This is a genomic window from Sulfitobacter undariae, assembly GCF_014196805.1.
Classification (GTDB): Bacteria; Pseudomonadota; Alphaproteobacteria; order Rhodobacterales; family Rhodobacteraceae; genus Sulfitobacter; species Sulfitobacter undariae.
Map to the genome: position 1 here is coordinate 405446 of NZ_JACIEI010000001.1, position 15436 is coordinate 420881.

Annotated in this window: 10 protein-coding genes; 4 read left to right on the top strand and 6 right to left on the bottom strand. The window is 55.6% G+C overall.

Annotated features, from left to right (window positions below; translation table 11 throughout):
• The first annotated feature begins 152 nt into the window (after positions 1 to 152).
• Positions 153 to 329: a hypothetical protein gene (locus GGR95_RS02125; RefSeq protein ID WP_184562270.1), complete on the top strand. Its 177-nt coding sequence runs from the start codon at positions 153 to 155 to the stop codon at positions 327 to 329.
• Between the two features lie 60 nt (positions 330 to 389).
• On the opposite strand, the gene GGR95_RS02130 is transcribed toward GGR95_RS02125, so the two are convergent.
• Together GGR95_RS02130 and GGR95_RS02135 are read right to left on the bottom strand one after the other, a co-directional pair.
• Positions 390 to 2195, bottom strand: coding sequence for an OmpA family protein (locus tag GGR95_RS02130; protein WP_184562272.1), 1806 nt, complete (start codon positions 2193 to 2195; stop codon positions 390 to 392).
• 283 nt (positions 2196 to 2478) lie between these two features.
• Positions 2479 to 3150 carry a hypothetical protein gene (locus tag GGR95_RS02135; protein ID WP_184562274.1) on the bottom strand — a complete coding sequence of 224 codons (672 nt, stop codon included), beginning with the start codon at positions 3148 to 3150 and terminating at the stop codon, positions 2479 to 2481.
• 484 nt (positions 3151 to 3634) lie between these two features.
• Between GGR95_RS02135 and GGR95_RS02140 the strand changes: the two genes are divergently transcribed.
• The 3 genes from GGR95_RS02140 to GGR95_RS02150 all read left to right on the top strand — a co-directional run bounded on the left by GGR95_RS02140 (position 3635) and on the right by GGR95_RS02150 (position 10113).
• Positions 3635 to 5173, top strand: coding sequence for a phospholipase D-like domain-containing protein (locus tag GGR95_RS02140; RefSeq protein WP_184562276.1), 1539 nt, complete (start codon positions 3635 to 3637; stop codon positions 5171 to 5173).
• Between the two features lie 351 nt (positions 5174 to 5524).
• Positions 5525 to 6115, top strand: a complete 591-nt coding sequence (locus GGR95_RS02145; RefSeq protein WP_184562278.1) for an exopolysaccharide biosynthesis protein — start codon at positions 5525 to 5527, stop codon at positions 6113 to 6115.
• Positions 6116 to 6984: 869 nt separating this feature from the next.
• On the top strand, positions 6985 to 10113 hold the full coding sequence (locus GGR95_RS02150; protein ID WP_184562280.1) for a reductive dehalogenase: 3129 nt from the start codon (positions 6985 to 6987) through the stop codon (positions 10111 to 10113).
• Between the two features lie 3 nt (positions 10114 to 10116).
• On the opposite strand, the gene GGR95_RS02155 is transcribed toward GGR95_RS02150, so the two are convergent.
• From GGR95_RS02155 to GGR95_RS02170, 4 genes are all read right to left on the bottom strand, one after another.
• Positions 10117 to 11169, bottom strand: coding sequence for a lipocalin-like domain-containing protein (locus GGR95_RS02155; protein WP_184562282.1), 1053 nt, complete (start codon positions 11167 to 11169; stop codon positions 10117 to 10119).
• A complete protein-coding gene (locus tag GGR95_RS02160) occupies positions 11159 to 13543 on the bottom strand; it encodes an ABC transporter permease (protein WP_184562284.1) in 2385 nt (794 codons plus the stop codon). The genes GGR95_RS02155 and GGR95_RS02160 overlap by 11 nt, the downstream gene beginning before the upstream one ends.
• Positions 13540 to 14196 carry an ABC transporter ATP-binding protein gene (locus GGR95_RS02165; RefSeq protein WP_184562286.1) on the bottom strand — a complete coding sequence of 219 codons (657 nt, stop codon included), beginning with the start codon at positions 14194 to 14196 and terminating at the stop codon, positions 13540 to 13542. Before GGR95_RS02165 ends, GGR95_RS02160 begins: the two co-directional genes overlap by 4 nt.
• A 273-nt stretch (positions 14197 to 14469) precedes the next feature.
• Positions 14470 to 15318: an NAD-dependent epimerase/dehydratase family protein gene (locus tag GGR95_RS02170; protein WP_184562288.1), complete on the bottom strand. Its 849-nt coding sequence runs from the start codon at positions 15316 to 15318 to the stop codon at positions 14470 to 14472.
• Positions 15319 to 15436 lie beyond the last annotated feature (118 nt).

Genomic DNA, 15436 nt, shown 5'->3' on the forward strand with positions numbered 1-15436 from the left:
CATGAAAATGCGCGGAAGGGGTGGAACTTATGGGGGGGGCAAGCCGTGCACAGGAGGGCGGAGTTAAACAAATTCATCGGTAACCTTTTCGGTATGGCTCACTTAGCATAACGCTCTATTGTGAGAACCTCAAAGCTGGTTTTGGGACTTGCATGAATTGGACCAGAGGGGGCGCGGTTGAGCGCAACTGCTGCACGGCGAAAGGTTCGCTGGAAATCAGCGTGGGCCAAAAAGGTAAGGGTGAAGAGGCCACACTCAATCATGACAGGCGCTTTACACACCACTTGCATAACAAAGCCGCAGCAGGTTTTTCTGGCGTTTGGTTTTAAACCTAAAAGCGCTCCGGCCCTTTCGATGCCGGAGCGTTATTGTTCAATAGATTTAGCGACTTAGTTGGAGGTTGAACGCAGTAGGTTTGTGATGTTGCGCACAACTGCGCGGCGATTGGCTTGCTCCGCAGAGGTTGTTTGAACTTTCAACGCGCTTTCGCCGTAACCCTGCGTGACCAAATTTTCTGGGGGTACATCAAAGTACTCGGTCAGCGCCAAAGCAACTGTTTCTGCACGGCGGTCAGACAATGCAAGATTGTAGGTCGCATCACCCACCGCGTCTGTGTGCCCCTCGATCAGGAATACGGTGCGCGGGTCGTCGGCGATCAAATCGCGCAATGTGTTGCCTACACGCGCCAGACTACGCGCTTGTTCGGGTGCGATAGCGGCAGATCCTGTGGCAAAGCGGGCTGCATCCAGTTCGATCGGGGCAGCAAGAGCACGGACTTCGCTGATTTCACGCACTTGGCGTAAAGAAAAGCTGCGCGCCTGATCGCGGTCTTGCTCGGCAATCAACGCTGCGCGCAACTCTGCTTCGCTGCGTTCCTGAGCCGCAAAAGAGCGTTCGACTACGGGCGGTAATTCCGTGACCACAACTTCGCGCTCTTCCGCAAGGTCATCAAACAGGATTGTTTCGTCGCCATTTGCGTTTACGCTGATCCGGCGCAGCACGGTGCCGTCGCTGCCCTGAACGGTAATGATCCGGCTGCCGTTATTTTTTTCTACCGTTTGACGGGTTGAGCCATCGCTGAAGCGTTCGGTTTTCACCGCGTCCCCCGGGCGACGTAAAAGGGCTTCGTCGTCTTTCAGAACGCGCAGGTCGCCGCCTTCGTCTTGCACGACAATGCGGTCACCAGAATTGCTGACGACTTTGTCACCGTTTTTCAAAACAGTACCCACGACTGCGGCGCCGAGGCCTAACAATAGGGCTTTTTCCAGATTACTCAGGCCATCGTCATCCTTTGCTTTGGCGTCACCGATGACCGAGGTCGCAAAGTCTTCATCAGACTTGCGGGTGTCCTCGGCTGTAACTTCTTCCGTGATCACTTCACCCGCGGGCTCTTGCTCCATCGCTTCGCGGGCGGCCTCGCGCTCTGCTTGTCGTTCGGCGCGGCGTGCCTCTTGGCGCTCGGCCTTGCGCTTTGCGGCGGCTTCTTCGTCAACTGGGGCATCAGCGGCTTTGTCATTGGCGGGCGGGGTGACAGATGCAGTCGGGGCTGTTTGTGTGGCGGGCGCAGTTTGGGCCTCGGCGGGGGTGTTGTCACCTTCCACAGAAGGGGCCTGAGCCTCAGCAGAAGGCTCGGGCTGCGCCTCTTTTTCTGCTTTATTGGTCTGCAATTCCTTCAGCTGCTTTTCGAGTTCCGCCGCATCGGTCGGAAGCTCTGCGTCAGGTTCCGCAGGGGCTGGGTTCTGATCTGAGGTGCCTTGTTTTTCTTCCTTGGCAGGCTCCGCAGGGGCGGGGGCAGTTTCTGGCTGTTCTTTGTCCGTGTCTTTCTCTTGCGCCTGTGTTTCAGGCGTGTCGGATGCGCTTTGCTCAGTTACTTGTTTTTCGTCTTGCACCGGTTCGGCTTGAGCGGGCTCAGTTTGTGCCTCTTGTGCCAAATTTTCGAGATTTTTTTCGGTGGCGGTTGCAGCCTCTTCTACTGCTTCGCTCACCGGATCACGCGCCTCTACCGCTTGCAATTCTTGCGCATTTTGAATCAGGACGCCGCCCTCTAGGGTACAAGGGAAGGTTTCTTGCTCACCTGTGGCGGCGCAGGCGGCGGCTTCGGCGGATTGGGCCTGTGCGAAGGCGGGAGTCATGCCGGGCGCGACAAGGGCCATGCAAAGAGTGAGTGATGTGGTGGATTGAAGGAGGCTTTTCATCGAAAAATTCCAATCTGTTTTATTCCGTGTGAAACGTGTTGAAACAGTAACGCTAAGTTCGCCAGGTTGGTTCCGCTATCTAAAGCCAGATTGGTAAGACCAGCCGATCTTTGCCGATTAGCGGTGGTGGAGGGGCGATACGCCAAAGCCGCCCCCGATGCGGGAGCGGCCATTATTTGTTGCTATCTTTTGCGGGGCTTTAGGTCAGTAGGGCCAAAAGGATGATGATCCAGATTGGTACGCCAATTAGCCAAAGTAAAATTGATCCCATCGGTTTTCCTCCTTATGTCCAACGGCCAAAGCGGTTAAATACGCGGCCTTCGTCACGGTGTTGACCACCCACACCTGCTGCCCAATATGCGCCTGCTCCGGCAATCATAAGGGATGCGGCGAGCACAAAAGCGGCAACAACAGAGAGCTTGCGAGCGGCTTCGGCGGCGGCTTTCGCTTCGGCTTCGGTCACATTTGCAGCCGTGGCGTTCGCTGCTTCGGTGCCCGTAGCTTGATCCGCGACGGTTGCCACAGCAGAGACCGTTTCAGTGGTGGCTTGAACAGCGGTGTCAGCGCCTGCGCCGAATATGAAAACGCCCAGCAGGATCGCAGCGCCCCAGACGGCAAGGCCGTGGATACCATCGCGAATGGCGACTTCGTCAGCCGTGGCAGCGTCAATGCGCCGCCGCATACGGCCTGCAATATAGCCCCCTGCCATGAAGCTGGAGATGGTCGTCCACAGCATCCATGTGCCGACTGCAATCAATGCGGCCATTGCAGACCCATCGCCTTCATAGGGTGAGGCAAGTGAAAGGCCGATTGCTGCGCCAAATGTAGTGAAAACAAATGCAATAGCTGAGGCGACAACTGCACCGGCAAGGATGGCCGACCAGTCAACATAGCTTCCCTCATGTGCTAGCGCGGGGGCGGACTTTTGGGTTAGAGTTTCTGTTCGTTCGGACATTCGTTTTTCCTTTCTTAAGAAATGAGAGAGGGCTCAGCCAAGGCCGATGAGGGACAATACTGCCATGACAACAACAACGAGTCCGACGAGGTAGATTATTCCGTGCATGCTTGTTCTCCTGAATTTGGGTGTCACTTTGAGTAACGTTTCTGTGTCTGGGAAAAGAACGCAGGACATGCCGAAAGGTTCCGCAAAACGGAATTGACAGAGCATCTGGGGGTGGGTCAGGTCAGGAGTATTGAGCAGAGTGGTCGGGCAGCCCGATGATCCGTGATCAAAAGGTCAACAAGAGTCTCAGATGCAGTATTAACTCTCATTTATTCCTAAGTTACGGATAAAATGCACACCACGCAGCACTTGCTTTTTGTTTCCTGTGTTTGATGCGGGTGGCGGAAAATACGGCTCACCGACACCCCATGTTGGGAACCAATCAGGTGGCACAGGGGTTTTGGTGCATAAACGGTAAAGACAGGATGGGTTAGCAATGAATGTGACAAGTGATACAACCGTGCCAAAGGCGGATTTTTTTAAACCTGATGTGAATTGCTGGCGGGTGGAAACAGCCGATAAATTCTCTTTTATCATCGACGGGGCTGACTATTTCGCCAGCCTGCGCAAAATCATTTCCAACTGTGAAAAACAGTTGATGCTGATTGGTTGGGATTTTGATCTCGAAATAGAAATGCTGCCGGGTGAAAGTGATGAAAACGGCTGTGTCGCGGACGGGCTTCCCAACAAATTGGGTCCATTTCTTGAGGCCGTTGTCGCGCGGTCGCCCCAGTTGCAGGTGTATCTGCTCAAGTGGAACGGTGCCGTTGTGGTCGCGCCGGGCAGGATTGTTCCGTCCGTTGCGCTGAGCATGTTTGGCAGTGATCGCATCCATTTTGCGTTGGACGGACACCATCCATTTGGTGCTTGCCACCACCAGAAAATCGTTGTTGCGGACGACACTTTTGCATTTTGCGGTGGGATTGATGCGACCGAAAACAGGTGGGATACATCGGAACATCTGCCAGATGATCCGCGGCGTGTTTGCAAAGATGGATCACTGGCGCAACCTTGGCACGATGCCACCTCTGCTATGACTGGGCCTGCTGCATCTGCATTGTCAGAGCTGTCGCGCTTGCGGTGGCAACGTGCGACGGGTGAAACACTGGAACGGCCCTCAACGGCTGGAACGGCCCTATGGCCCGAGGAACTGGAGGTGCAAGCGCATGATGTAAAGATCGCAATCGCACGGACTGAACCGCCGTATGATGGAGCGCCGCTGATCAACGAGATCGAGCGCCTCTACCTAGACAGTATCGAAGCCGCAAACGATGTGATCTATCTGGAATCCCAATACTTCACGGCGCAAACCATTTGTGACGCTTTGCAAAAACGGTTGGAGGAGGAAAACGGGCCGGAGGTTGTCATCATTAATCCAAAGTCGGCACAATCGGATTTCGAAGACGACGCGATGCATGTATTGCGCAACCGAATGATCGAGCAGTTGCGCGAGGTCGATCATGAGAACAGGTTCCGCATTTATTATCCCGTGAATACAGCCGAAGAGCCTATTTATGTGCACGCCAAAATCATGATAGTGGACACATCCATCATACGTTTGGGATCAAGCAATCTAAACGACCGCTCCATGGGTTTTGACACGGAGTGTGATGTTGCGTTGACCGACGCGGATAGTCTTATCGCGGAAACCCGCGCAAAGCTGGTATCCGAACATCTCGGTGTCACACCTCAGGTTTTTTCGGAAACGTTTGCGCGCGAGCGGTCTTTGATTGCGACGATTAGCGCATTGAGCACTGGTAAGATGCGGGGATTACGCAAATTGCGGCGCCGTCGTGAGAACTGGAGAGGGTTGTTACTGGCCAGAACGCGCTTGATGGACAAAAGGTATCGTCATGATGACGACACATCCGCAGGCAATGGCATCCGACCGCGCCATTTGGCAGTGATCGGGGCTGGCGCAATGATCGGGTATATTGGTTTCATGGCTTGGCGTTGGTTCGAGGGCAATCACTGAGGCTAACGTGTTTGTGGCTATGAGGGCAGGGGAACTCTACGGTTCTCTGCCGTCTGCTTGGATAGGTTCGACATCATGCCCGTTCCAGTGTGCTTCAACTCGCGCTTAGCGACCAATCCGAAAACGCCCGAGTCTTCCCATCCTTTGGAGTGGCGTAAAGGAACGAAATACGGGTTTGAGTGTTGATAAAAAGCTATAATTTGAGGTTTTAAATGAACAGGGCAGCTTGGGTGATGAGAATTGCCCTCATAGGTGCTGTTGACGTAGCTTCTTTTCAGGGTGAAATGTGAAAAAATAAAGCGACAGGCGCATTTCACCAAACGTCTGTAGAATTGGCGCAGGAGGCTTGAGATGAGCACTGATCGGACACACGCTTTGAGCGAAGTGCTCAATCAACTAGAAACCGCCGCCGATGGCGATCACATCAAGGTTAAGGAATTGATCGAGTGCTTGGGACATAACTCATTTGGGTCAATCATGTTAGTGTTCTCGTTAATCTGCACATCACCCGCAAGCGCAATCCCCGGTGTCACTACACTGGTTGCGGTCATCGTATTTATGTTGACGCTGCAAATGATCATGGGGCGTGATGCATTGTGGCTTCCGGCCATTGTGACCGACCGCAATTTATCCAGCGCCAAGCTCCAACAGGGGATTAACTGGCTGCGTAAACCAGTGAGGTTTGTTGAAAGGTTTTTGAAAGTACGCCTAACGTTCGTCTTTCACCGCCCCCTTTTTTGGGTGCCCCTTTTCTTGATCTTGTTTTTAACATTGTTCATGCCGTTTATGGAAGTTGTGCCAGCATCGGGCTCTATCGCCTCTGCTCTGATTGCGACCTTCGCCGCAGGGCTGCTAACACGCGACGGCGCGTTGGTCTTGTTGTCAATGGCCGCGCTTGTGAGCGTACCGTTTGCGATCTGGCAATTGGGATTTGGTGGATGATCCCAATCACTTAGGTTTGTCCGCTGCCCGACAGTGCATTGAAAAGCAATGGCACGAGAGGGGCGCTCGGCATCTAACTGGCGCGACGTGTATTTGGCATCAAACAGATGGCACTGCTACAGCGCTGTTGAGGCATCCAATTGTGCGGCACTTCTGTCTTGTGACTCCAGAGTGCTGTTCTCTGCATCCAGTGCAGATGAGTTCAAGCAGCTCTAGAGCTGATGCTCTGCTTGGAAAGTAAACAGGAAACCGGGCAGCCAAGCGGCCCCAACCCAGCGAACTGTTGATCAGTGTTTGTGCCAAACCGCCCGAGAACGGGTTTCTATTATATGACTATCCGTGTTCACCATTTCTGGCTTCCCATATTTGGCAATCGTTTCCTCCAGCTCCTCAACATAGAAACTGGCATCTAGCGTATTTGAAAGCCGTCAGGACAGCACCTTGCGGGTGGCCCAACCCATAATTACCGCCAAGTAAAGGAAGCCGTTTTTGACAGGTATGTAGGTAATGCCGCAACATCCACTGCTCGGCAGGGTCATACGTAGTATGATCTCGAGAAGGGAACCTGATTGGGGCGCGCGATCGCCAGCTTTCTCAACAGAAAGGGATAGATCCGATGTTGAGGGTGCTTTTTGATGGTGTTGGGATACTCCTTAGTACGCTGTAGCACGCTGTCCAAATTTGTCGGACCGCCTCCCTTGGGTCATGGTGCATGGCAATCTGCTTTTTCGGGTGACCTACAGGGGGGAGTGTACTAGCTTTGCGGAGGTCCAAAACAATGGGTGGCATGCGTGAAAGTCTTTTCAAATAAAAATAGGCGACTGCATTTGGGGAGCTATCCCTGCGAGTTGCTGGCACGTCAAAGCAGCATGCCTGACCTGTCGGGGGTGCCCAAATTCACACCTCTGGAATTTGATCGCCCACAAGACCCGCGTAGCATCGTGAATGCGATGGGGGAATACCACGCGATGTTGGATGCGATCCGCCATGGGCGGGTAAACGGGACGCTGGCCGCCTGTCCTGATGACCCCGTCGCGCGGGCCGAGCATTTGAAATCATTCGGCTATTTTGCAGATGCAGCCGTGGTCGGCACGTGCCTTTTGCCTGCCTCGGCGGTGCTTGCAACGCCACAGCGGAATCCCGCGTTAGAGCGGTTGGCCGATGCGCTTCAGACCCGTCAGACCAAGACTTTGGCGGCGGGCATTGATATGATCATGGCTGATCTGAAGGATTCCATAAAAACACCTCCTGCTGCGATTGATGACCATACACATGCCATTGTGTTTATGTATGAAAATCCGCGCACGCCAGATGCTGATGAGGTGGGTACAGACTGGCTTCGTGATGCGCAGGATCATCGTGCGGGGCTTTTGGCGGCGGAAACGGCTGTGGTCTTGGCCGAATATATCCGTCTGTTGGGCTATGATGCGCGTGCGCATACGGGGGCCGACGCGGATGTTGATCTGAACCAGCTGGCTGTCGTGGCGGGGCTGGCGACAGTTGAGAAGGGGGGGCTGAGCCATCCCTATATCGGCACGCGATTTGGGCTGGCGGCAATCACAACCCGTTTTGAAATTGCACCTGATCAACCGCTTGTGCCGATGCAGCAGCAACCGACCTCGGCTTTCGGGTTGAGGTGGCAGATTGGCGGCGGCTATGCGCGTAACGCCAGTAATGCGGTGCCTTTTGCCAAACGCCGATTTGTCGATGGGGCGCATCCGTTTGAAACGCTCAAACGGGTGGATAACCCGACCACCTATATTGACGCGCCGCGTGTGGCACGGGTGCCAAAACGTGCGGATCTGTTTGCGCGGGCGCAATTCGGGGATATGGGCAAACCTTTGCAAAAGGGCGCTGCGGGGGGACATTATGCCCGCAAGGCGGCCCCGTCGATGGCACAACGCCGTGCGCTGGGGGCGTTTGTGCTATTGCAAGACGGTGCGGCAGCGGACACGCGGGTACAACTGCCGCCGCAAGAGGCTGCTGATCTGGTCAAAGCGACATCCTATTGGTTGGGCTGTGATGCGGTGGGCATTTCGGCCTGTCCTGATTGGACGTGGTACAGCCATGATGCCCGCGGTGATGTGATTGATCCGCCCCATGATCAGGCGATCAGCATCATCATCGACCAAGGTTTTGAGACAATGGAGGGCGCCAGCGGCGATGATTGGATCAGCGTTGCGCAATCCATGCGCGCTTATCTGCGGTTTTCGTTGCTGGGCGGTGTGATCGCGCAGCAAATCCGAAATCTGGGTTATAGCGCCAAAGCGCATACGGTGATGGATGGCGAAGTGCTGCAACCACCGTTGTTGCTGTTGGCTGGTTTGGGCGAGGTCAGCCGTATTGGCGAAGTGATCCTTAACCCTTTCCTTGGCCCGCGTCTGAAATCCGGGGTGGTGACCACTGATCTACCCATGACCCACGACAAGCCGATTGATTTCGGACTGCAAAAATTCTGCGAAGCCTGCAATAAATGCGCCCGTGAATGCCCCTCGGGGGCGATCACGGCGGGGCCGAAGCTGATGTTCAACGGCTATGAAATTTGGAAATCCGACAGCCAAAAATGCGCGACTTACCGTATCACCACCGAGGGCGGGGCGATGTGTGGACGTTGCATGAAGACTTGCCCGTGGAACCTTGAAGGGCTGTTCGCCGAAAAACCGTTCCGTTGGGCGGCGATGAACATTCCCGCAGCGGCCCCTGTATTGGCCAAGCTGGATGATGCTTTGGGCAAAGGCAGTCTGAACCCCGTCAAAAAATGGTGGTGGGATTTGGAGTTGGATGAAAACGGCGGCTATCTCCCGGCCAAAGCGCCAGTGAATGCGCGGTCTTTGCAAAAAGACCTTGATCTGAAATATGAGGATCAGACACTGGCCGTTTATCCTGCCAATCTCGCACCGCATCCTTACCCTTATCCTTTCCCGATGGACCGCGAGGCAGGAATCGAGGCGTATCAGGCGATGATCACCGCCGATGAATACAAGCTGCATGTGAAAAACGGCACGGTGGATAGTGTTGCGCATGTCTATGCGGGGGCGAAGGACAGCCCTGTGATACAGGCCCAAGTCAGTAAGGTCGAAGTGATGGCAGATGGCATCACCAAATATGAATTCAGCGCGCTGGATGGCAGTGAGCTGCCTGAATGGCAAGCGGGCGCGCATCTGGATATCGTGGTCGCGCCTGAGTTTTTGCGCCAGTATTCCATGTCGGGTAATCCCGCTGATCGGAGCACTTATCAGATCGCAGTTCTGCGTGAGGACGCAGGGCGGGGTGGGTCCAAGTTGATGCACCGGATATTTGCACAGGGACGGCGGGTGTTTATCTCAAAGCCGATCAACCACTTCCCGTTGGATACACAGGCTACCCACTCCGTTCTGATGGGCGGCGGTATCGGGATCACGCCGATGATCGCCATGGCGCATGAATTACACGCCCAATCGCGCAGTTTTGAGCTGCATTATTCGGGCCGTTCGCGTGCGACCATGGGGTTCTTGGAGGAAATGGCATCTTTTGACTGGGCGCAGCATGTTACGTTGCACATCACAGATGAAGGCACACGTGCTGACATGGCTGCGATCTTTGCGGGTCAGGCCGAGGGCACGCATATGTATACCTGCGGGGCCGAGTCCTACATGAACGCGGTGATGCAAGCCGCCAGTGCCGCAGGCCTGCCTGACGAGGCATTGCATCTGGAGTATTTCTCGGTTCCCGAGGTGCCGGATTACGTAAACCATGACTTCACGCTGCGTCTGAAACGCTCTGGCCGTGATGTGTTCGTGCCTGCGGACCGCGTTGCAACGGATGTGCTGGCTGAAAACGGTGTGCATCTGGATGTGAAATGCGCGGATGGGTTATGCGGCGTATGTAAATGCGGGCTGGTCGCAGGAGAGGTGGAGCACCGCGATTTTGTCTTGTCAAAAGCGCAGCGCGAAACCACGGTGATCTTGTGCCAATCACGTGCCGCACAAGAGGGCGGCGTGATCGAGGTTGATCTTTAACGGCTAGTCATAGCCCGTCATCTCTAGATATCCCACGCCTGTGCGGTTGCCACTGATCTGCACAGGCCCTTCCCAGTACGGGATAGACATGTCCATCCACGCTTGCGGGTTCAGGGCCTCGACGGTGATATCCACATCGTAATCCGGCACGCGCACTTGCCAACGTGTCGGCACGTCACGCCCGCCCACATCTGATACCTCCAACACGGTGGCGTCAAAGCTGCCATCTGGCAGGGCGGTTGTATCACCTTCGGCGGTGATCCATGTGCCAGAGGTGTAATAGCTGTCATCGGCTTGGCGCAGGCGAAACCCCATCAGTTTTTCGCCCCCGTCAAACGAGATTGAAAACCAGTCCCAGCCCGTCTGATCAGACGCCAAAGGCTGTGATGACCATTCGCGGTCCAGCCATGCGGAGCCTGTTACAGCAACCTCACCTTGCGGCAAGGTTAACGTACCGCTTAGCGCGTATGAGGGTTGGGAATAGTAATAGCTGGCCTGTCCCTGTTGGGATTTGACGGAATACCCATCCTGTCCATGAAGGATCAGCGGGCCTTGGGCCTCTAGGGTCACATCATAGGAAAATTGGGTCCCTGCCGCACGCAATTGCAGCGTATCAACCGTATCGCCGCGCATGTGCCATTCATCTATCCACGCTTCAAACGGTGCAGCAATGACGCCTGCTTGGCCTGTGCCGCCTCGCGCCAACCGTTCAGAGGTGTAATGCGCTTCAGGTGTTGTCACAGCGGCATTGCCCAGCCAGATTTGCGGACTATCCCAGCCTTGGGTCGCGAAAGGCGCCAGCGCCGAGCGGAACAGCGTCCATTGCAATCCGTAAGCTGTGCCATCTGGTCCGGTCATATTGGCGGTCACATACCACCATTCAATCCGGTAGTCAGGGTGCGGCCCATGATCAGCGGGGAAGCTAAGCGGGGTGCCAAGGCTGGGGGTCGCAAAACCTTGGGCCTCGCTGCCCATACCAGCAAAGCCTTGGGCCAAGGCGACGACAGGCGCGGTCAGAGAGAGCGCAAGGGCGAACAGAAACGATTTAACGGCCATTGGCGAACACCTTTAACAAGTCCGCAGGCGGCGTATGTGCCAGCCTGCGGGCGGGCCATGCGGCAGCCAAAACAGCGGCGACCAGCGCAAACAGCCCCAACACCGCATAGTCACGCGGAAACACATACATCGGTAGACGCCAGCCAAAGGCTTCAACGTTGACCACCGCCAGCAACACCCAGGCCAAGGCCAAACCCAGCGGCAGGGCCAGAAGCGCGGTGAGCACCGCCAGCACAACCGCACGGATCAGCTCCAATTGTCCCAACCGCCGCCGTGTCAGCCCCAAGGCCCACGCAGGGGCCAGTTGCGGCACCCGCATGGCGGCAAGGGTGAGCAGGCTCATAAATATCGCGAACCCCGCGACGCTGAGCGTGAGGATATTCAGTGCTGCAGTCACGGTAAACGTGCGCTCAAACACAGATAGGGAAAAGGCCTTGATCTGCGCCTGATCGGTGATGCTCTGGTCAGATAGGCCAAAATCACGGATTAGCGCATCGCGTAGACCTTGGGGGTCATCCGTGCGCAGACCAAACTGTGTGGATTGCGCCGTGGGATGAAGGGCATTGAACAGGTCTTCTGAAACCATCGCCTGTCCCATTGGGTTGCCATAATCGCCAAACACGCCTGCAATCGGCAGGACAACATCCGTCGCAAGGGCCAGATCATCGCCTACCCATAGCCCTGCGCGCCGCGCCAATTGTTCGTTGACCAGCACAGCCTCACCCGCCGCGACACGGTCCCAAACCTGCGGCGCCTCTGCCAAAAACTGCCAGTTCTCGCGGTAGGTGCGCCCGATGCGTGCGCTGTAAATCTCGGCTGGCAGGCCTGCCAACTCGGTCTCAACATAAAGACGCGGTAAGATTTCGGAAGTGCGCGGGGCGACAAACTCTTCCAACGCGGTAGCCTGCGCAGCGTTTTCAGTGCTGACATAAAGCTCGGATGCTAACCGTTGATCCAGAAAACCCGTGAAGGTCAGGCGGAAACTGGACACCATCGTGGACACCCCCACATTCGCCGCCATCGCCAGCAACAACGCCATCAAGGCAAGGCTGAGGCCCGGAAGCTGTTGGCGTGTATCGGCCCAGAACCACTGCGCGGTGACGCCTTTGGCAAAACGCTGTGCCATGCGGAGGGTAACATCCAATACCAAAGGCAGCGCCAGCGCGGCACCGATCAAAAGACAGGCTAATAGGCCAAAGCCCATGATCAGGCCTTCACCAAAAACAGCCAGCAGCCCAGCAATCAGCAGTAAGCCCAGACTAACCATAACCTGTATGCGTCGCGCATTGCCACGTGCGGTGGCCCACGCGCGGGGCTGGGCGCTGGCCAGCAGCGGCATCCGCGCCACCGACAGCAGCGCGCCAGTGGCCGCGATACCGGTGCCCAGAACCGAGATCCCCATGCCAGACAGCCACCAAGACGGGCGCAACTGCAATGTGCCTGATACCTGTGCGCCATAGAGCCCTTTGAGGGTCGCGGCCACATCTGGCAGCAGGCTGGCAGCAACCAGATACCCCAGACAGACACCGATTAACCCGCCAATCAGGGCAAAGACCATTAGTTCGGACGCCATCAGCATAACCAAACGGCGCAGGGGCATTCCCAAGGCACGCAAAGTGCGGATCATCGTGCGCCGCTGTTCAAAGGCAAGGCCGATGGCCCCATGTACGATGAAAATCCCCACAGCAAAGCTAAGCAATCCAAAGGCGGTAAGGTTGAGGTGAAAACTGTCGGTCAGGCGCCCCACGTCTGATCCGCCCTGCGCTGCGCGGCGGGTGAGGTCAGGGGCGATCTGCGCCAGAGGCGGCTGACCTAAAGGTTGATCAGGCGACACGATCAAGCGGCTGAGTTGCCCTTGGCCGTTCAGCAGGCGCTGGGCTACAAAAATGTCGGTAATGGCCGTGTCTGGCGCGGTGGCAGGCGCGATCACGATAGGGGCGTCGATCAAGGTTTGCAGTTTGGCTGCGGTGGCCGCATTGGCAAAAACAGGTTGCTCGGCCAAAAATTGCGGCAGGTCCATACCGCCATTACCCACTGGCCCCAAGCCCCCGGGTGCAGTGAGCGGATCAATCCCCACCAAACGCACGCCAGCGATTTGGCCCTCAACGACAGGGCCCACTATCCATCCAGCACGGCGCAGGGCGATGAAGGTTCCCTCGGGAATGGTGTCACCTGCGGTGGGCAACAGTTGGTCATACTGGCCTTCGCCCAATGTTGCGGCGGCTGTGTCATAGCTTGCACGGGCCTCGGAATTTACGGCCTGAACCCCAGACCAAAGCGCCGTCGCCAAAGCAAGGCCAGCGATCAATGTGAACAGTTGCAACGGGTTTCGCCGCCAATGTGACCAGAGTGCCGCCAGTGTTGCGGCAGTCATGCCAGTTGGCCTTGACGCAAGTGCAGTTGCCGCCCCATCTGTCCGGCCAGACGTGGAGAATGGGTGACCATCACCAATGCAGATCCCGTTTGACTGACCAATGACAGCATCTGTGCCATGACCTCGGCGGCGGTTTCTTCGTCCAGATTTCCTGTGGGTTCATCCGCAAGGATCAACCGTGGTTTGGCGGCAAGCGCGCGGGCAATGGCAACCCGTTGCTGTTGCCCACCAGAGAGCTGTTCAGGATATTTATGCAGGTGATCTGCCAGCCCCAAAGAGGTCGCCAATGCGGTGGCCTCCTGCCGATCATAGACACCCGCAAGCCGCGCTTGGAACGCGATGTTGGCCGTGACATCCAGAGACGGGATCAGGTTGAACTGTTGAAAAATGATCCCGACACTCGCGCGCCGAACAGCGGCCCGACCCGCATCATCCATCTGTGCGATGTCGTGCCCGTCCAGAAAAATTGTGCCAGCATCCGCTGTATCCAACCCGCCGATCAAGTGCAAAAGCGTGCTTTTGCCAGAGCCACTTTCACCGGTCAGCGCCAGCGTTTCACCCGTGGCGACATCCATGTCTATGCCGCGTAAAACAGGCACAGAACCTTCAGCGCCAGCATAAGATTTCTCAAGGGACTTAACGCTTAACAACATACTCTTCTCCGTGGCTGATTGCAAAATAGCGCAGAATACTGCGGAGAGCAGTAGCTATTGTGGAGTAAAGGCTAAATGTCGCGGCGTTGATGTGAAGGTAGTTGTTAATCTTTTGTTATCAGCTCACTAAGGGGTGTTGTTTGTGTTTTGAGGTCATGTGGATGTTTTGGGTTAGATTTGGCGTTTAATGTGTTGAAATTATTATTTAAAGGATAATTTTTTTGGGTCTATCCACATCCTGTGCAAATAGACCCCTGATGTCTTAAAACTAGGTCAGCTCTTTTTCGTATCATCCACCACGTTCATGCCCGCCAGCCCAGAATTGCCAAGCTCAACCCCTGCGAAAGGTCCACCATGGCGTGCGTGGTTGGGGTCTTGTGGGTCCATTGGCGGCTCCGCTGCCAGAACTTCCTCGGCGAATTGTTCTGCGTTATCTTTGGGGCGGTAACCGATGAAGCTGGCCTTGGCGTTGTCCACAGGTGCGCGGTCATTATTGCTGACGCCATAGATGATGGCAAAGCCGGTCACAGGCGTTTCAATGCAGCGGGTGACAAGCTGGATCAGATCATCATAGCTGAGCCACGATCCAAGGGCGCGGGCATTATTGACTTGGGCGCAAGACAGGATACGCATATGCACGCTTTCCAAACCGCGCTTTTCCCAATACATCCGACCCAAATCTTCGGTGAAACACTTGGCGAGGCCATAGAATGTATCGGGGCGGTGGGCGACGTCTGTGCCGATGAATTCATTTTTCGGGTACATGCCGACAGCGTGAATAGATGATCCATAAACAACGCGCCGCACACCGTGCCGCGATGCAGCCTCCCAGACATTGTAGGAACCGACGAAATTTGGCCCAAGCAGTTGTTCAAACGGGCCTTCGTCCACAAAAGCCCCCATATGCACAACCATCTCTGCGCCTTCAATCACGGCATTCATCGCGTCGAAATCTGCCAAATCGGCCTGCACATAGCTCTCACCTGCATAAAGCGTTCCAGGTTGCTCTTTGATATCGGTTGAGACCAATTCATCGCATAACGCTGCAAGCGGTTCGCGCAAATAGGAGCCTAGACGGCCAGCGGCACCTGTGAGGACGATTTTTGATAGCGTTTTGGGCATGTTGTAGGCCTTTCTTTAGTTTGCTGGGTACAGCTTGGTCATCTTCTTACGGGTATCTGAAGCAGGCACAGGGCGCGATACGTCAGCTTGAAATTCGGGGTTTCGACCTGATTAAATG